The 18,383-nt window shown below is 51.0% G+C and carries 16 protein-coding genes and 1 tRNA gene; 6 read left to right on the forward strand and 11 right to left on the reverse strand.

Going from position 1 to position 18,383, the window contains the following annotated elements; all coding sequences use genetic code 11:
• Window positions 1–44: 44 nt before the first annotated feature.
• From EPA93_RS21665 to mnmA, 4 genes are all read right to left on the reverse strand, one after another.
• The gene (locus tag EPA93_RS21665) at window positions 45–656 is read right to left on the reverse strand and encodes an HD domain-containing protein (protein ID WP_165423306.1); all 612 of its coding nucleotides are present in this window, start codon (window positions 654–656) and stop codon (window positions 45–47) included.
• Between the two features lie 136 nt (window positions 657–792).
• Window positions 793–1,467: a hypothetical protein gene (locus EPA93_RS21670; protein WP_129889514.1), complete on the reverse strand. Its 675-nt coding sequence runs from the start codon at window positions 1,465–1,467 to the stop codon at window positions 793–795.
• Between the two features lie 62 nt (window positions 1,468–1,529).
• A complete protein-coding gene (gene lepA, locus EPA93_RS21675) occupies window positions 1,530–3,335 on the reverse strand; it encodes a translation elongation factor 4 (protein WP_129889515.1) in 1,806 nt (601 codons plus the stop codon).
• Window positions 3,332–4,522, reverse strand: a complete 1,191-nt coding sequence (gene mnmA, locus EPA93_RS21680) for a tRNA 2-thiouridine(34) synthase MnmA (protein WP_129889516.1) — start codon at window positions 4,520–4,522, stop codon at window positions 3,332–3,334. Before mnmA ends, lepA begins: the two co-directional genes overlap by 4 nt.
• 431 nt (window positions 4,523–4,953) lie before the next feature.
• Here mnmA and EPA93_RS21685 point away from each other — a divergent pair, with 431 nt between their 5' ends.
• Window positions 4,954–5,328, forward strand: coding sequence for a YbjQ family protein (locus EPA93_RS21685; RefSeq protein ID WP_207229619.1), 375 nt, complete (start codon window positions 4,954–4,956; stop codon window positions 5,326–5,328).
• A gap of 79 nt (window positions 5,329–5,407) precedes the next feature.
• Here EPA93_RS21685 and EPA93_RS21690 read toward each other — a convergent pair whose 3' ends face one another.
• On the reverse strand, window positions 5,408–6,778 hold the full coding sequence (locus tag EPA93_RS21690; RefSeq protein ID WP_129889517.1) for a selenium-binding family protein: 1,371 nt from the start codon (window positions 6,776–6,778) through the stop codon (window positions 5,408–5,410).
• 307 nt (window positions 6,779–7,085) lie between these two features.
• Entirely contained in the window at window positions 7,086–8,444 is a 1,359-nt protein-coding gene (locus EPA93_RS21695; RefSeq protein WP_129889518.1) for an 8-oxoguanine deaminase, read from the reverse strand.
• A 298-nt stretch (window positions 8,445–8,742) separates the two neighbouring features.
• Between EPA93_RS21695 and EPA93_RS21700 the strand changes: the two genes are divergently transcribed.
• Together EPA93_RS21700 and EPA93_RS48535 are read left to right on the forward strand one after the other, a co-directional pair.
• Complete coding sequence (locus EPA93_RS21700) at window positions 8,743–9,135, forward strand: hypothetical protein (protein WP_129889519.1); 393 nt, start codon at window positions 8,743–8,745, stop codon at window positions 9,133–9,135.
• A gap of 278 nt (window positions 9,136–9,413) precedes the next feature.
• Window positions 9,414–9,593, forward strand: a complete 180-nt coding sequence (locus EPA93_RS48535) for a hypothetical protein (protein WP_165423307.1) — start codon at window positions 9,414–9,416, stop codon at window positions 9,591–9,593.
• An 802-nt stretch (window positions 9,594–10,395) separates the two neighbouring features.
• Here EPA93_RS48535 and EPA93_RS21710 read toward each other — a convergent pair.
• The 4 genes from EPA93_RS21710 to EPA93_RS21725 form a co-directional block, all read right to left on the reverse strand.
• A complete protein-coding gene (locus tag EPA93_RS21710; RefSeq protein WP_129889521.1) occupies window positions 10,396–11,628 on the reverse strand; it encodes a glycosyltransferase in 1,233 nt (410 codons plus the stop codon).
• A 154-nt stretch (window positions 11,629–11,782) separates the two neighbouring features.
• A complete protein-coding gene (locus tag EPA93_RS21715) occupies window positions 11,783–12,625 on the reverse strand; it encodes a hypothetical protein (protein ID WP_129889522.1) in 843 nt (280 codons plus the stop codon).
• A 58-nt stretch (window positions 12,626–12,683) separates the two neighbouring features.
• Window positions 12,684–13,535, reverse strand: a complete 852-nt coding sequence (locus EPA93_RS21720) for a histidine phosphatase family protein (RefSeq protein WP_165423308.1) — start codon at window positions 13,533–13,535, stop codon at window positions 12,684–12,686.
• Window positions 13,536–13,844: 309 nt separating this feature from the next.
• Entirely contained in the window at window positions 13,845–14,846 is a 1,002-nt protein-coding gene (locus EPA93_RS21725) for a DUF929 family protein (protein WP_129889524.1), read from the reverse strand.
• A 430-nt stretch (window positions 14,847–15,276) separates the two neighbouring features.
• Here EPA93_RS21725 and EPA93_RS21730 point away from each other — a divergent pair, with 430 nt between their 5' ends.
• The 3 genes from EPA93_RS21730 to EPA93_RS21740 all read left to right on the forward strand — a co-directional run bounded on the left by EPA93_RS21730 (window position 15,277) and on the right by EPA93_RS21740 (window position 17,314).
• Complete coding sequence (locus tag EPA93_RS21730; RefSeq protein ID WP_129889525.1) at window positions 15,277–15,672, forward strand: VOC family protein; 396 nt, start codon at window positions 15,277–15,279, stop codon at window positions 15,670–15,672.
• An 87-nt stretch (window positions 15,673–15,759) separates the two neighbouring features.
• Window positions 15,760–15,833, forward strand: a tRNA-Glu gene (locus EPA93_RS21735).
• Window positions 15,834–16,093: 260 nt separating this feature from the next.
• Window positions 16,094–17,314 (forward strand): molybdopterin molybdotransferase MoeA, encoded by a 1,221-nt coding sequence (locus EPA93_RS21740; protein ID WP_165423309.1) that lies wholly within the window; start codon window positions 16,094–16,096, stop codon window positions 17,312–17,314.
• A gap of 18 nt (window positions 17,315–17,332) precedes the next feature.
• On the opposite strand, the gene EPA93_RS21745 is transcribed toward EPA93_RS21740, so the two are convergent.
• A complete protein-coding gene (locus tag EPA93_RS21745; protein ID WP_129889527.1) occupies window positions 17,333–18,382 on the reverse strand; it encodes a sigma-54 interaction domain-containing protein in 1,050 nt (349 codons plus the stop codon).
• Window position 18,383: the final 1 nt, after the last annotated feature.

An 18,383-nucleotide genomic window follows, 5' to 3' on the forward strand; every position in this document is an offset into this window, starting at 1 on the left:
TTTCTACATACTTTGAGGAAGGTTTTCAGGCCTTGTTGACGTTGCTAGTGAAGTTCTAAAAATGTGAGGGCCTCGCTAAATTCTTGCAGCCAGCAGCGGGTCATAAGCAATAAAGGATTATGTGGATGATCTGCTTCAAAGGTTCCCAGGCGTTTTTGCATTTCACTAGCAGCTTCGCTATAAAACCAGAGCTTGGCCGCCTTCTCTACGCGAAATGCAGCATAAGCCTCATCCCCACGGAGAATCACATTCCGATATAAGTCACGGGTGTTCTGCAGTTTGTCGGCTGCCAAAATCATTAAAGCAAACATCGATAGGCCCTGCATGCGCTGCAGCGCGGCTTTTTTCCGTTCTTGCCAGGCAGCTTTTACCGGGCCTCCAGTTCCCGGCTCGGTACACTCCTCCACAAGAGCCAGAACATCGTCGCCAAGACGCTGCTGAATAGACTGGCGTGTGGCATTCCCATGATCCTCAATGGCATCGTGCAGTAAAGCAGCTGCTACTACAGTTTCCGGAGCTCCACTGGTCATAACCATACCAGCTGTCTCCATAAGATGACTTAGATAAGGCACACCTGTTGCCAGTGCCGCCTTTCGCTTCTGATTAGCATGAAGTTCAGCAGCAAGAAGAAATGCCTGAGTCACAAGTGTTTTCATCGGTGGCCACCTTTTCATGAGATGTGACAGATATCTATTACGTTCAGTTGTAACAGATATCTATTACCTTTGTCAAGGTGCAACACTGTTCAGGGAAAGACATTTCAGGAGATAGACGAGTTCGAGAGGCAGCGCTCTAGGTGAACTTCCGCCGACGCAGGTACGCAAGAGCGCTTTCTATGGCTTCACATTCGGCCTGATACGAGCTCTCTGCGTCTGCCTGGCGCCATCCCAAAGGCATAGAGGAGCGCAGTTCCCACTTGGCAACCGCGCAGACAAGAGCCTCTTCCGCGCTAAGACCAACGCGAGCCGCATAGCGCGCAACAATATCATTAAATACAGCTTCATCTCGATCATAGAGGAACTCAAGGGCTGCGTAATACAGAATGCTGCACATTTTATGTCGAAGCTGCTCAAGCGTACTTTCTCCCCGCTTGAGCGCATCCTCCACAACTGCAAACTCGCTCGCCTTGCGCAGCAGATCGAGTTGCAGAGCGCCACGAGCCTTAATTATGCCTATACCGCGGCGCTTATCGGCTATCTGCATAGCAGCTTTTTCCAGCGCAACGATAGCTGTATGATATCTGGGGTATTCCGATATAAAGAGGCGCTTTATGTCTTCAGGGTCCGCCTTATCGAACTGAGTAATTAACCAACGCACAACCTTCTTGATATTATCATTGGTTGGTTTAATTTCCAGCGACTCTAGGAGGGCAGCCAGCCGAGCCGCCTCAGCCTTGGTTAGGCGATAAGAGCCCTGAATCTCGCTGCCCGGCTTGCGATTATAATCGCGTCTTATTTCCTCATCCATCTCATTGCCTCGTTAGAAAGCACCATGTATCTATGGCAGGCGAGCAGCAGTGCCAATACGCTCTAGTCCTCCAGCGATAGCACAGCCATAAAGGCTTCCTGAGGGATCTCTACATTACCGACCATCTTCATGCGCTTCTTGCCTTCCTTCTGCTTCTCCAGCAGCTTGCGTTTGCGCGTGATATCGCCGCCGTAGCACTTAGCCAAAACGTCCTTGCGCATAGCTTTAACCGTTTCGCGGGCAATCACGCGGGCTCCAATCGCGGCCTGAATAGGAACCTCGAACAATTGACGTGGGATCAGGCTGCGCAGTTTCTCAACCAGGGCGCGCCCTTGATAATAAGCTTTCTCACGGTGCACGATCAGCGAGAGCGCATCCACAGCAACGCCGTTGACAAGAATATCAAGCTTGACGAGATCAGAATCCTGGTAACCTGCCAGGGAGTAATCGAGGGAGGCATAGCCCTGCGTACGGGACTTCAATTGATCATAGAAATCAACGATAAGTTCAGCCAAAGGCATGGCATAGTTGAGCAGAACGCGCTCGGCCTCGATATATTTCATCTCCTTGAAGATACCGCGCCGCGTGGTAACCAGTTCCATGATTGCGCCTATATAGCGCGAGGGCGTAAAAATTGAGATATCCATAAAGGGCTCTTCAATCTTTTCTATCTCGCCGAAAGAAGGCATGGCAGATGGGTTATCAACGATCTCAGTCTCGCCGTTGGTTCTGGTTACATAGTATTCCACGCTGGGAGCCGTGGCCAGAATAGCCAGATTATATTCACGCTCCAGGCGTTCCTGAATAATCTCCATATGCAGCAATCCCAGGAAACCGCAGCGGAAGCCAAAGCCAAGGGCATTCGAGGTTTCCGGCTGATAGACCAGCGAGGCATCATTGAGCTGCAAGCGGTCAAGCGCATCGCGCAGGAGCGGATAGTCGTTGCCCTCAACGGGATAGATGCCAGCAAAGACCATAGGTTTAGCCGGCTTATAACCGGCCAGGGCCTCTATCTCGCCAATAGCGCCAGGGACTGTGACAGTATCGCCCACGCGGCAATCCTTGACATTCTTAAAGCCGGTAGCGATATATCCCACTTCGCCGGTTGTAAGCGCTCCATCTGAAACCAGGCGCGGATGGAAGTACCCAGCTTCCAGAATTTCAGTTACACTGCTCGTGGCCATCATCGTTACCCGTTCTCCCTGCCGCAACTTGCCATCGACAACGCGCACATAAGCAATTACACCCTTATATGCGTCGTAATGCGAATCGAAGACCAGCGCACGTAGTGGGCGATTTACGTAGCCTTTGGGCGGTGGAATATGCTTAATGATGGCTTCAAGAATATCCTGCGTACCTGTGCCTTCCTTGGCTGAGGCCAGAATACACTCCTCTTTAGGCAGGCCCACCACCTCTTCGACTTCCTGCTTCACTCTCTCAGGATCGGCGCTGGGCAGATCGATCTTATTGATCACGGGAATAATATTGAGATCGGCCTCCACCGCAAGATAGAGATTGGCCAGCGTCTGGGCCTCCACCCCTTGCGTTGCATCAATCACCAGGAGCGCGCCCTCGCAGGCCGCCAGGCTACGCGATACCTCATAGGTGAAGTCAACATGGCCCGGCGTATCAATCAGATTCAGCTCGTATTCCTCGCCATTGAGCGCTGTATAACGCATACGAACCGCCTGAGCCTTAATGGTGATGCCCTTCTCACGTTCCAGTTCCATCTGATCGAGGGTCTGTTCCATCAGCTCGCGTTTCGAAACAGTCCCGGTAAATTCTAGCAGGCGGTCGGCAAGGGTTGACTTACCATGATCGATATGAGCAATAATACAAAAATTTCTGATATGTGTCTGATCCGTCATTCAATGATTCCTCCGCACAACACCTCTTCGCCATCTGCTCCACCGTAGAAAACTGCTGCCTGCCCCGGTGTAATGGCGCGCTGGGAATGCACGAGCTTTACCTGTACACGATTTCCCTCCAATGGAGTGACCAGCGCAGGCTGTTCGGGGGCCTTATAGCGTACGCGCACAAGCGCCTCAAAAGGCTCCCGTGGCGTCTCGCCGCTGAGGTAATGCATCATTCCAACCACAAACTCGCGCTGCTCCAGGGCTGTTGCTGGTCCCACAATGAGGGCATTTTGCTGCGCATCGATCTTCAGCACATGTAATGGCTCTCTTGAAGTGATGCCAAGCCCCTTGCGCTGTCCAATGGTATAGTAAGCCAGCCCATGATGACGTCCCAGCGTATTGCCCTGCTGATCATAGATTGGGCCAGGCCTGGGTATGGAGATCAACGGCTTTGCCGTCGTCCTCGGCGTAGCACCAGCACCAACCGCGGCCAGTTCGGGAACAGCTGAGGTCTCGGCAAGCTTTGTCTGCGCATAGCGATCAATAAAGCCACGATAATCGTTTTGAGCCACAAAACAGATCTCCTGGCTCTCGGCTTTAGTTGCTACGCGCATACCACGCTCGGCGGCCATAGCTCGCACCTGGGGCTTAGTATAACCGCCAAGAGGGAAACAGGCATGGGCCAGCTGCTGCTGATTAAGCACATGCAATACATACGACTGATCCTTTTCAGGATCAACGCCGCGGCGCAGCCTGCGCTTCCCCGTTATAGGATCGTCATCTACACGTACATAGTGCCCTGTCGCTAGATAGTCAGCATCAAGGGCCAGCGCCCGCTTCAGTAGCACGGTAAAGCGAATATGACGGTTGCAGTTCAGACAAGGATTAGGCGTACGGCCGGCAACATAGTCCTCATAAAAGGAATCCACGATTCTATCTTTAAACTCTTCCTCGACATTGACCAGGTAAAATGGGATATCGAGCATACGAGCCACACGCCTGGCATCATCAACAGATTCAAGGGAGCAACACTTATTTTGTACGACGCGCTCAACGCCATCATCCTCCGCCTCAATCACCCCGGGCTCCGACCAGAGACGTAGCATAATGCCAATAACTTCGTGTCCTTGTTCTTTGAGTAGCGCGGCGGCGACCGAGCTATCTACGCCGCCGCTCATTGCGACGACTATTCGTGACATGTTTTCTTAATTCCTGTCTTTTTACTAAATTGCCCTTAGAATTGCTATGTTTGACTCTACTACTACGTAGAAAAAAGGACTAGCCATAGGGGCTAGCCTTCGTACCATCACTTCTGCATGGATATATGTGCTGAGTATGTTGTGCCCTTTCTTACCACACTAAGGGTAGCACAGCCTGGAATGGTTGTCAAATACGCTCAACAGACAATAATATAGGCTTTCCAGAATCCTTCAATGTGGGCTTTCTCTTGTCAGCTTCCAGGCCTTCTATCAGAAAGGAACATATCTATCTGGCAACTTTGGATCTCATCGCTGCTTACCACAGAGCCAAATCACCTGCAACGGGATTTGAGCATCATACGTATCTCTTACAGGTAAGCAATCAGATCCCTCAATGTGAAGCCATAAAGTTTTTATACTGGAGGTCATCCGTGGAGCAAAATTCAGACATCCCTTCGGCCCAAGCCCTGGCTATTCATCAATTCGTTACTACTGCTCCCAGCCTTGACGGTTTTCGTGTTGTACGCAATCTCGGTATTGTACGCGGTATCATCGTTCGCTCGCGCAGCATCGTGGGCAACTTCGGAGCAGCTTTGCAGCAGATCGTGGGCGGCAATATCTCAATCTACACGGAGCTCTGTGAGAAGACGCGCTTCGATGCCTATGAGCTCATGATCCAGCATGCGGCACAGATGGGTGCCAATGCCATTCTGGCTGTTCGTTACGATGCAACTGAATTGGCCGAAGGCGTTACCGAAGTCCTTTGTTATGGTACGGCCGTAGTCGTCACCCGCGAAGATCACTAAGCAGACATAACAATGAAGTTGCAGCCCTCAGGGAAGATTCGGGAACTGCAACTTCATTCATCCTTACCTGACGCCTAGCCTAAATCCAGATATCGGAAGTGCAATCGCCACCCGGATAACGGATCTCGTGTGCACGGGCTGGGCCTGCCGGCTCCTGGCCAAAATCGACGTAAAAGTTGTCATTGATCCGCAAACCACCGTTCTCGGTATCACAATCAATCTGTAAAAGATACGAGCCGGCTTTAGCCAGATCTGGATAGAACTGATTATCCCAAGAACTAAACAGCGAATTGGTTACGTAGAGGCGCCGACCATCGAGGCTGAGCTGGAGCATCTGAGGGCCTCCCTCAAGTTTATGCCCCTGTACGCTTCCTCCCTTGCCAAGTAAGCCTCCGCACCAGACCTGACCCGTGAGCCTGGGATGAGAAGGATCGCTAATATCATACTGGCGCAGATCCCCATGCAGCCAGTTGGAGAGATAGAGGTACCTGTCATCCAGCGAGATCAGGAAATCAGTAATCAGGGACGGCACCGGGATCGGCCAGCCATCAACCTCCTCTGCCGGAACATCAATTACTTTCTCGATCTTCCACTGGCCATCAGAGCGATACCAGTGTAGCATATTGCTGCTGAGAGCTGCGCCGACAAAACCATGCGGGCTATCCGGGTTATGCTGAAAACGTACTTCCAGCGGAATGAGCCCATCATCGCCTAGATCAACGCTTTGTACAATCTCATGCTTCGCCCAGTCCCAGAAATGCAAGCGGCGCCCATATTTTCCCGCAGCTACATCATCTAGATTAAAGCCCGAGACATAGGTCTTCGGAGCAGCCCACTCGCTGCTGACCATAGTATTATGCCGGGGCTGATACCAGAAATCGTAGTTGTAATGCATGCCGCGCGTATTGCTTTCCCAGCGCCCCGCGATGTTAAACTCTTCATCCAATAAAAGGAAACCACCGGGAGCATTGCCCTGACCATCGCCAAGCATTGAGATCATGACATGGCCATCAGCCAGGCAGTGTACAGTATGAGGAGCGCTAAGATTCGCTTTCTGCACTACCTCCTCCGGCTCAATGACCTTGTAGAGCTTCGGCGCTTTCTCATCGTTAGTATCCAAAATATGGATTCTACCCGACTGTTGACCAGGGACTATAAGAAATTGACGCGCTTTATGCTCATCGCCATGACAGGAACTACAGGCATTCCAGCCGAAATGGTGCAATTCATCCCCCACGTTTGGCATAGCCGCACGATTGATCACCTGGGAGTAAGTGGGAGAAGCAGGATCAACATCAATTGTTGCCAGGTAATCAGGCTCATTGACGCCTGTGCCAACATGGAGCGCAACTGTATACAGTATCTTCTCAGGATCAGCCTTCATCGCCTCTTGTGGGGAGGCATAACCAGGACCACAGTGTTCATGCTCGTTTGTATGTGTATCGGCCATGGCAGTTCCATCTCCTATTTCCACATCAGGAGTGCACTACAAAAATCAGTCCTACAGTTACCAGCAAAATACTTCGCGCACCTGGTATACAGGTGCTCACAAATTTTACCTACACTACTAACTGATCGATGCCTACCGGCACAACTTTAGAGCTTTAAGGCCTTATTTACCAATCATAAATAACTATTGCTCATGATTACTATGCATTATAGTTATCAATATTGTCAAGAGACGACGAAACTGCCCAGTTCGCGCAAGCTGATCAACACCGCCTCTCCGAAGTGAAACCTTAGCAGCCAACTTCGCCTTATTCCCCACGTACAAGAGCCCGTGCCAGAGCGTTGTGGCGCTCTACGAGCATAGGCAAATCAACTTCGAGCAATTTTTGTCCCTCAATACGCACGCGCCCATTGATTACACTCAAATCAACATGAGGAGGATGACAGAATATCAGGGAGGCCAGCGGATCGTGAGGAGCTCCTCCCGCCAGTTCTAATGTATCGAGGCGATAACCGATAAAGTCAGCAGCCATGCCCGGCGCCAGGTAGCCAATATCATCGCGCCCGAGCACTGCCGCCCCGCCGCGCGTAGCCAGCCATAATGCCTCCCACGCTGTAAGAGCTGCGGGATCGCCAGTTACGCGCTGCAGCAATAAAGCCTGACGCGCCTCGGCGAGCATATGTGAGCTATCATTAGAGGATGAGCCATCAACCCCCAGACCAACGCGCGCCCCAGACTGGCGCAGCCCCCGAACAGGTGCAATGCCAGAAGCTAAACGCATATTTGACGAGGGGCAATGCGCAACGCCGGTACCGCTGCGTCCCAGGCGCACAACCTCCTCCGAACTGGGATGTACCATATGGGCATGCCACACGTCAGGGCCGACCCAGCCAAGCTCCTCGGCTAGCTCTACAGGGCTACGGCCGAAAACCTTTGCACAATACTCTGCCTCATCGCGCGTCTCCGCTAGATGCGTATGTGAAGTCACTTTATAGGAGCGGGCCAGTTCTACGCTCTGGCGCATCAGATCAGGCGAGACCGAGAAAGGCGAGCAAGGTGCCAGCACGATTCTCAGCATAGCATAGCGCTCAGCATCGTGATAGCTTTCAATTAAGCGCCGCGAGTCGCGCAGAATAGCTTCTTCATCCTCCACGACCCGATCCGGGGGCAAGCCACCGCGCGACTCCCCTACAGACATAGAGCCACGAGCGGCATGGAAGCGAAACCCCATCTCCTTGGCAACCTGGATCTGATCGTCCAAACGGGCGCCATTAGGCCAGATATACGTGTGATCGCTCGATGTCGTACAGCCAGAGAGCATCAATTCGGCAATTGCGGTCTTCGTACTGATAGAAATAGCCTCCGGCGTCAGGCGAGACCAGATCGGATAATGCGTCTGTAACCAGCGAAAAAGATTGGTATTCTGCGCTTGTGGGAGATTGCGCGTGAGTGTCTGGTAGAAATGGTGATGAGTATTGACCAGGCCGGGCAAAATTATCATCCCGCGCGCATCAATTACCGTATCAGCGTGCTGCGGAAGTTGAGCGCTCGGCCCCACCTGCTGAATTACATTATCTATAATATAGATTGCCCCATCAGGCCAGCGTGCATCATTATCATCAAATGAGGCAAGCAAGGCAGCATGTTGAACAAGTAGCGATGGCATAAGCTAAAGCTCCTTTCTCAGCCGGTTAGCTAAGGCACAACTGTTTAGCAGGCGAAAATATTATTTTCACGTCATGAGTATACAAGTTTAGAAACTAAACTGCTAGATCTACCAATACTCTATCCCCTCTCGACTCTAGTTTACCTTTCGTGTATAATGACGAAAACACGTTAGTAAACGAGAGCAGTAATATGCTTGATATCTATCTGCTAGAATACTAAAGAACCCATTACACCAGCAAATTTAAGCTCGAAAAGCCAGAACTCTTTACTGGCTGTCGAGCGAGGAGCAAGCAACTATGCCAAAAAAGTCAGCGGCTACACGAAGTAGTACTCATCGTAGCAAGCCAAAGGTACAAAAAAGCATTGAGCTCGTGCGCGAGGCCACAGCAGAGGGACAGGAGACAAAATCGGAGCGAGAGCCTATTAAAACAACAGTAGCCTCTGTAATGGAAGCCAAAAGCGAGAGCCATAACGGCGCTGAAGCAACAAGCCAGGCTAGTAGCAGCCCTAAAGGCAGCGCAGCCGCGCGTCTAGCGGCTCGTCGCCAGTCCCAAAGAATGCGTAGCAACGCACAGCTTATTACGCCAGAACACTTTAATTATGTGCGCAAAGACCTGATTACCATCGGCATCCTTGCCGTCTTAATGTTCGCCATTATTATTGCTTCATACTTTATCTTAGGCGTATAAGCGAGCGCTTGTGCTCCTTCCCCACTGATCCCCGCAAGAGGTAAAATAGTTGCGAAATAACTGAAAGAGGCGCTGATACTCAAACCTTTAAGTTATCAACGCCTCTTAATTCTCGTATCGGATGTCGCTTGTATAATCTGTATGGCTGCTGTTGGAAAGCAGCCAGATAAAAATCGACCGGTTTAGTGTACGAGCGGGCTAGTACCCAGCCCGGCAGGGATACCATGACGGTGAGCAGCTGGTATGGTCACACCAAGAACCCGTTGCATTGCCATCGTATGGCTACAATCGCCCCAGTCGTGGAAGAAGCGACACGTGCACTGCCACTCCCCATTATCAAAAGTAGTCGTATGAACGTCATTCTCGCCGTGGAAATTCGCTTCGAAGCGAGTGAACTGAATTCGCTCTGGTTCTTCCGCATACCGCTTAGCTTTTGCGATTTTGCTGATCATGCTTGAGTTCATGATTTGTTTCTCCTTCAAATCTAGCAACCACATTGCGTCCACTTGATATCCATCATATACGCTACGTGGCGTAGCTTACGTCTAACGGAATCGCGCGTATGTAAGCCTACGCGGGTATCACGCCGATAGCTCGAAGATCTCTTCGCCCCTCCTTTCGTTCCTTTCAGCAGATAGTACTCTGATCATGCGTTAGCGATTCCAGAGTAGTGGCCCAAATCATGAAGAATAATAATGAGCCCGGCAACCAATGAGCGTATAAATAAAAAAACACCAGGACACTCTCTGCCCTAGTGTGTAATTCGCGCGTCAGTGTTCACCTGAATTGCCATCCTCAGTGATTTAACTTGCGATGTCATTGAGACTGAACACATAAGCTTTTTCAATCCTCACCCAGCTTGTACTGAGTGTAACGTCAACATAACCAATGCCAAGTGATACATGCTCTCTATATCGGCCACGGATATGCAGACTTCGATGTCCAAACTATGATAGTCCTTTACTTTGTCATGATTATACCATAGAGATAGGTGAAAGTCCACCCTTGCGGGTATTATTATCACGCATACAGTAACATTGTATCCCAAATGTGCTAGATGTGACGCTACGATTTACACACATATTGTCTTTCTCACGCCTGGTGCGCGTGCTTCTTATATATGCACATTGCCAAACGTCGCGATTACAATGTCCTGAGCTAAAAAAGCTTGCACTTGCGGGCCGCTAGCGCCTCCCGCCTTGATCGTACGGAAAGCTGCGGAGTACCCGGTGGCGATACTCCGAGCTTCTTTCGCTGTGGCTAGCGCGCTAGCAGGCGTTCGCTCTCATGCACGAGATCCACATAGGCATCATATACCCGACTGGCTACATTAGCCCAGCTAAATTGGAGCACAGAGGCACGCGCTTGAGAGCTCAGGCGCGCATAAAGTTCCTCAGCTTGCAATAAGGCATCAAGCCGCTCGGCAAAAAAGCCAGGGCAGCGCGGCACGAGAAATCCACTTTTGCCATGCTTGACAACCGTAGTTAAGCCGCCGGCACGCGTTGCGACGACGGGAGTTCCACAGGCAAGGGACTCCACTGCTACCATCCCGAATATCTCGTGATAAGATGGCACCACTGTTATATTCGCAGCACTATAGAACCAGGGCAATTCTTGCTGGGGACGCGCGCCCATAAAGTGAACACGCTTTTCAATACCCAGTTCCTTGGCCAGCATGCGCAAGGCCTGCAGATCATTATCGTCTGTGAGCTTACCACCCACAATCGCCAGTTGCGCCTTCTCTTCCATCATTGCGGCTGCGCGCAATAATACATCAGGCCCCTTGAAAGGATCGAGCCGGCCAGCGAAAAGCAGCAGAGGACCATCTAACGGCAAATCCAGGTGGGTGCGAGCCTGCAGTCTATCGCGAGGCGTAAACAGCTTGAGATCCACACCACAGGGAATAACCATGACTTGTTGCGCTGTAGCTCCATAATAGCGGATTAACTGGGTACGCTCCTGCTCAGTTGCAGCGCCTATGCCGTCTACCTGTTGTACCAGCCAGCGTTCTTTTTCCAGGCGCAAAGCTGGTTCGGCTACCTGAGGATTGGCAAGCTGTTTTAAGTGGGCCAATGTATGGAATGTGGTGATGTGAGGAATATCCCAATGCTGGGCCAGTTGGACACCCGCAACGCCCGAAAGCCAGTAATGACTATGGATCACATCATAGCTCACGCTATCGCCACACCTAAATTCTTCAATATTAGAGACAAAGGCTGGCAGATAGGGATAGATATCATTCTTATGGATAGGGGAAAATGGCCCGGCCTGGATATGAATCACACGAACATTGGGGGTGAGCCGAATAATCTTGGGCTGACGCTCATCCGTCCAGCGTGTAAAGATATCTACATTAACATCATAATAGGATAGCGCGTTTGCCAACTCGCGCATATAGACATTCATGCCACCAGCATCCTTAGTACGCCCTGGACTATCCAATGGCGACGTATGAACGCTAAGCATGGCTACCCGATAAGGCATATCAGACATGCTCCTCTTCTTCAATTGTCAGCTACGTTCATTGCAGATGCGCGGCCAGCTACCCTCGCCTGAAAATTGCTGTGGTACAAGCATCTAGCAATCCTCCTTCCAGTCATTTCATTTATGAAAACATTGCCGGGACCCTATCTATTTCAGATCTCTACTATGCTGGCTTTTCATGACAGCGAAGCTCATCCACTGCATCATACATTTCCTGCAGTGTAGCGCCCGATCCCTGAGCAAGTTCGCGTAACTTCTCAGTGCGCAATTTGAGCGCGGTATTGAAATCCTGTGGCGTCATGCCAATCCAGGAAGCCAGATCATTCATGATAGACTCGTCCGCGTGCACAAAAGTATCGTCAAACTGATTCCACAGGGAGAGAGGAATCGGCACAACCTTATCTTGCTGATCGGCCTCAGCAAAGGGTTTGATAAAATGAGTAGTAAACCAGCGCCTTCGTGCTGGATAGGTTCGTCCTACCAGCCCGATATTTACCACCAGACCCAGGCGGCGTATATCCTCGGCAGCCAGGCGCAAATCTCGGCGATACATACGCATTACATCGTCGATGGTATCGGCATGCACACTGGTTGCTACATGATATCCCCGTCCCGGAAGACTCAGATAACGACGGGCCACGCGTCCCCACATATAGATAGGTAAATGATCGCTCACCTCATTACAGAGCGCATAGGTCTGAGCAGGATCGATATCGCTCAACTGTGTGAAAGCAAAATTCTCGTACATGCCAGACATATAGGCCAGAGCAGTTCCCTCAGGCAAAAATTGTAACAGAGCATTTAAGGTCGTTGTTTTCCCAACGCCTGGCTGCGGATCAGTCGGCCCGGCTACAGTCAGAGAGGCTCCATGCTCTAGCAGTAGCCAGACAAGGGCCGCGGTCTCCACGTCCACACTTTGGAGTGCGATGATTTGCGCTACAGAGAGTGGACGCCGGGATTCATAGTGCCAATAATAGCGCTCATAAGGATCACGTGGATCAAACATAGAAAGCTTCCCTTCCAGATACAATCAGAGCCTGGCCGCTGCAACGCTGCTGAGCCAGCTATGTTTTTTGCTCTCCAGCTTTTTGTGCTTCTTCCTCATTCTGATTTGTTGGGGTTGGCACCGCTATTGGTAACTTTGGGGGATGAAGCCATCCCGGGTGAGGGCTCCAGCCAATAGCCAGCACATGGGGCGGATTCTCGCCATCTAACTCCACAAGGCTCACAGAAGCATTATCTATCATCAACGTCCCGGCTCGTCCTGCTTCCAGGCCTGTATAGTGAGCAATAAGTAGCTTGATTACGTCAGCATGCGCGACAAAGGCGGGATAAGCCCCGAGAGAATCTTGCGCACACCAGCGCTCTATAGCAGCAACAACGCGCTTTTGGACCTGAGGGAACGTTTCTACGCCTTCAGGAGCTACAGTTGGATCTTTTACATATGCTTTCCAGGCAGGATCATTCTTATTCAGCTCCTCGATTGTCTGTCCTGCCCATGGTCCTATATCGGTATCCATCAGGTCCGGCTCGAACTGGATTTCCAGATCACGCCCTTTGCCAACAATCGCGGCCGTATCACGTGCCCTCTCCAGGGGGCTGCTAATGAGAGCACTAATAGGGATGACGGTCAAAGCCTCTGCCAGGCGAGTGGCTTGCTGCTTGCCTGTATCGTTCAGTTCAACGCCGGAAACCTGCCCGGGGAGACGGTGCTCAACATTCCAGGTCGTTTGCCCATGCCGAATAATGAGCAGAGTTCGTTTCATTCTACTATGTGTACTTTCCACTATGCTTGTACGTCGAAGCCAGAGACCCCAGCGCCAGCGCAAGAACCGCACATGTACCACCCAATAGATCCATAGGACATGGAACCAGCTCCCGACGACTGTGATCAGGATGTGTATATTGTTGCGCATAGCCCTGTCAGGCTTCATTTTCTAATCAGGCTGCCCGAAACTACAATGGCAGTCATGAACTAACCTTTAAAGCACTTTGCTCACATTTCAAACCCATTTGCCCCATTGCACAGGCCAACGCGAGCGCTACATGCTCCTATTATACAGCATATGCTCAGGTCATTGCTCACCATGGAATCAGCCTCACAGAGGCAAACATGGCCATTAAGCAACCGTCGACCTCTCGCCTGTCACAATAGAAGAGAAAAAGTATTCTCCATACAAAAAGAGGCCACGCGTGTGGCCTCTTTGCTCCGACAAAACTGCTTATTACTCCTGCTCTCGTCTCACGATAAGGTCTTGAGAAGCTGCCGCCATAGCGAGCGGTGGACCCGCAGGAGCAATTGATGCCCTCGGCAATGATTGTTGAATTTGCGGAATAGGCTTAGCAGTACAGACATCCGCAGGCTGATTCTGTGTGATGTTACAAATGGCTGCAGTTAGGTAATTAGCCGAGCCCAACACACCTCTGGCAATCGCCGAATTGGGGTCCTTTAATTGCTTGATGATATCTTCATGGGAATGGCCAATCAATACTTGTGGATCAAAATACGAACCGGTTGAGGTGAACTGATTACCAATGAGGATAAAGGGGATGCTGCCCTTGTTCTGCTCGCTTGTATAGGGAGGAGCATCATACTTCTGGAATAGTTGCATCTGCTCAGCCGTGGGCTTTTCAAAAGCGACGCCCTGATTATCGCTTGTCTCAACGGAGACAAAATCAACATACTGGCTGCTATATGTGCTGCCATGAAACGTATAGGATGGTACGCTATCCTCCCCGGAGATGATTGGTGAGAGCTGGCTGAATGTGCCAAATCGGCTCAAAGCGACGATCATCGACCAGCGCTGTGCGCCGCAGAAAGGACAAAATTCGCCACCCATATAGAAAAACTGCGGTTTACCATCGGGTCCCTTCGCCGCAGGCGTTCCCCCCGGCAGAGGCTTCATCAAATTTTGCGCATTGCCAGTACCGATAGAGGCTAATAAGGTAGGATCAACTTTCGTCAGATCCTTGAAGTTAGCCTGGGCTGTGGGTCCCTGGGGAACCGCTGGCGGGGTCGCTGGTTGTCGCGCAAGAAAGACAAAGGCCACAACCACAACTACAACCAGAGCAACAATACCCCCGATCCAGTACCAGGTGCTATTGTTCGCGCGACGTCTATTTTTATTAGCGCGTATATTCTGGGCGGATCTCAGCCTCTCTTGCCGTCCGGAACGCTCTTGCTCACGCCGCTGGGCGGCCGAAGGATGCCGTTTTGTTTTTGCCATAAACTTTTACCTCAGAGCAGACTACTGCTACAACCCATCATTGCGGGTATTGTAGCATACCAACCAGCGCATGTGTATCCTTGATACGAAGCATAACTCGCCATATTCGCTAGTATAACTGACATAGTATAATGATCTATCAGCCTACAACTTTGCCTGGCATGCTTACTTACTATTTGTGAGTCAGGCATGCGGTCTGCAATACATGCCATTATTGTGATATAAAATAGGTATATTTAGTACTATCACTAAGACAAGCTGGCACTACTCATGAATAAGTAATTGAGAGAAGCCCCTTAATTCATGGTAGACAAAACTGCGCAGCAGGTCCCTATAAAGTTCCGCTCCGCAGATACATAGAGTCAGCAGAAAAAAATGGCACTATAGTACAGCAGTATTTGCTACGTGCAGGTCAAAGAAAGGGAGTAGAATGAAGAAGCCGCGTCTACAGCATACATCATTGCCGTTTCCCCCTGGCGCCCAGGACCAGGCTCGGGCATTTTATGGCGGTGTGCTAGGATTGGAGGAAAAGCCAACCCCAACAACTATAGCGCATCACAAAGTCGTCTGGTTCGGCGCAGGAGATAGCGAGATGGAATTGCATCTCTTCCCCGATTCTGAGCATCCAGCGCACCCACAGGAGAGGCGCCACATTTGTCTTGAAGTCGAGGACCTGGATGCCTTCCGGCATAAGTTAGAGGCCGCTGGCTGCTCTATCGACGAGGAAGACCCTATTCCACATCGGCCGCGCTTCTTCAGCCGCGATCCCTTTGGCAACCGAATCGAATTTACCTCGATTCTAGGAAACTATCAAGAAGTTGACTAAAAACTGCTTGACAATGCGTCAGCAATAGAGTACAATCTTGGCGTCGACACGTGATTTGGCCTGAATAAGATCAACACTGTAAGACGCGCCTCGTTCGTCTAGCGGCCTAGGACATCGCCCTTTCAAGGCGGAGATCACGGGTTCGAATCCCGTACGAGGTATTATTTTTTGAGAAGCTTGACATCACCACCTATTTTCGGTCATGTCAAGCTTCTCTTCTTTTAGTCTTTCCTTCTCCCAGCTCAGTTCGCGCTCACTAAGCTATGGCCCTTTCCTCCTCCCTGCACTATATTCTTATAACGAGATAGATCCTTGCCAAAAAGCCCTGTAGCCCAGGGATAAGCACAGATAGCAAACATAGTTGCGCTGCTATTGTATGCTAGCAGGAGAACAGTGCATTCAGCCAAGAGGAAATTTGCATATGATTAGCGTAGAAGAGGCTCTTGATCGAATTCTGGCGGAAATCCAGCCGCTCAACGTTGTACAGGCTCCCTTGCCCGAAGTGCAGGGATTGGTATTGGCGCAGGATATCGTAGCTCAGGAAGATATTCCGCCTTTCGCCAACTCGGCCATGGACGGTTTTGCTCTACAGAGTAAAGATAGCAAACCGCACAATGGTAAGCTCCCACGCCTACGTATTACCGGCAGTATTGCAGCAGGCTATGTGGCAGAGCATGCCGTCGAGGAAGGCACAACCATGCGCATTATGACAGGCGCACCGGTCCCTCCAGGAGCCGATAGTGTCATTCAAGTAGAATTAACTTCTACAGAAAGTTCTGATAGCCCATGGGTAGAGATTCAGCAAGAAGTCGCTCCCGGGAATAACATTCGCCCGGCCGGAGAAGATATGCGTCGCGGTCAGAAAGTCCTAACCCGTGGGCAAACTATCGGCCCCTGGGAGATTGGAATACTGGCCACCCTTGGCTACGCCACAGTACCCGTTGTACGCCGTCCACGTGTAGCCATCCTGGGCACCGGCGACGAAGTTATAGACATCCACGAGCCACTACAGCCGGGAAAGATCCGCAATAGCAATAGCTACCTGCTAGAGGCAGCAGTGCGAGCGGCGGGAGCGGAGGCCCATCGTCTGGGGGTCGCGCGCGATACAGTCGAAAGCCTGCGCGAAAAATTCACAGAAGCAGTCCAATATGACTTGATCCTGACGTCGGGTGGCGTCTCCGTAGGTGACTTCGATCTTGTCAAAGACATCATGCAAGAGCAAGGTAAGATGAACTTCTGGCGCATTAACATGCGACCAGGCAAGCCAGTCGCCTTTGGCCAGATTAAAGGCATTCCTCTGCTTGGGCTACCGGGGAATCCCGTCTCCAGCGCTGTCACCTTCGAGCTATTTGGCCGTCCGGTAATTCGCAAAATGAGTGGGCATGCGCAACTGCTTAAGCCCCAGATCGACGTCACTGTAGAAAATGGCGTGCAGGAAAAAGCTATGCGCCGCCACTACGTCAGAGCGCATGTTGTCTGGCACAATGGCCACTTTATTGCCAGAACAACTGGCAATCAGGGATCGCACATCATGACCTCCCTGCTTAACGCCAATGCCCTGGTTATTGTCCCAGAAGGCGGTGTCACTATAGCTCCGGGAGCTCAAGCTAAAGCCATGATGCTTGACTGGCCCGAGGTTTGAGCCAGGCGATCAGCTTCGTTACGACTCATCAGGCTTATCGGTTAGATGGCCCAGACGATAGCGAAGCTGATCACGAGAAATTCGTAAGAGCGCGGCAGCCTGCACTTGATTTCCATCGCATAGTTCCAGAGCCTCCCGAATAAAAGTGCGCTCGATGGTACACAGGAAATCCAGCAAATCTACGCCTTCTGTTGGCAAATGCATTTGTTGTTGCAGCTCCTGCAAGCGCTGTTGGGCGCGTGTACACGTCCTCTGAATGCTCTCCGGCAAATCTTTGGGCGTGATCTCATGACCCTCACATAAGATCTGGCCGCGCTGAATTACGTTACGCAGCTCGCGTACATTACCGGGCCAATGGTAGTGACGCAGAAGTTCCAGGGCCTCCTCATTGATGTGCAAGGGTCCCAGACCTTCATTACCACAGATTTGTAAGAAGTGCTCAACAAGCGGGTCAATATCTTCAGGTCTTTCACGCAGAGGGGGTAAATAGATAGTAATGACTTTGAGGCGATAGAACAGATCGTCACGAAACACTCTACGAGCCACGGCAGCCTGCAAATCAACATTCGTAGCAGAAATAACGCGTATATCTACATGGAGTTCTTTTATACCGCCCACGCGCCGAAAACTACGCGTTTCCAGAAAGCGTAGCAGCTTAGCTTGTAAAGCGAGGGGCATTGAACCGATCTCATCAAGAAAGAGGGTACCGCCATCGGCCCGCAAAAGATAGCCCTCACGTAGAGCTTTCGCATCGGTATAGGCTCCTGCTTCCACCCCAAACAGTTCAGTCTCCAGAAGGGTATCTGGTAGTGCTGCACAATTAATATCAATAAATTGAAAAGTAGCCCGATTGCTCAACTCATGGATTGCCCGGGCCGCCACATCCTTCCCGGTGCCGCTCTCACCCTGCAGTAGTACCGTAGTTGTTGGATACACAGCCACCTGGCGTATCATTCTAGCAACTTCCTGCATGGCCGGGCTACGCCCGATAATCATGCCGGCTAGAGCCGTGCAGCACGCTTGATCCACCTGCGGTGTATGATCAAATGATGATCCGCTCCCCTTCACA

The organism is Ktedonosporobacter rubrisoli (assembly GCF_004208415.1).
GTDB lineage: Bacteria > Chloroflexota > Ktedonobacteria > Ktedonobacterales > Ktedonobacteraceae > Ktedonosporobacter > Ktedonosporobacter rubrisoli.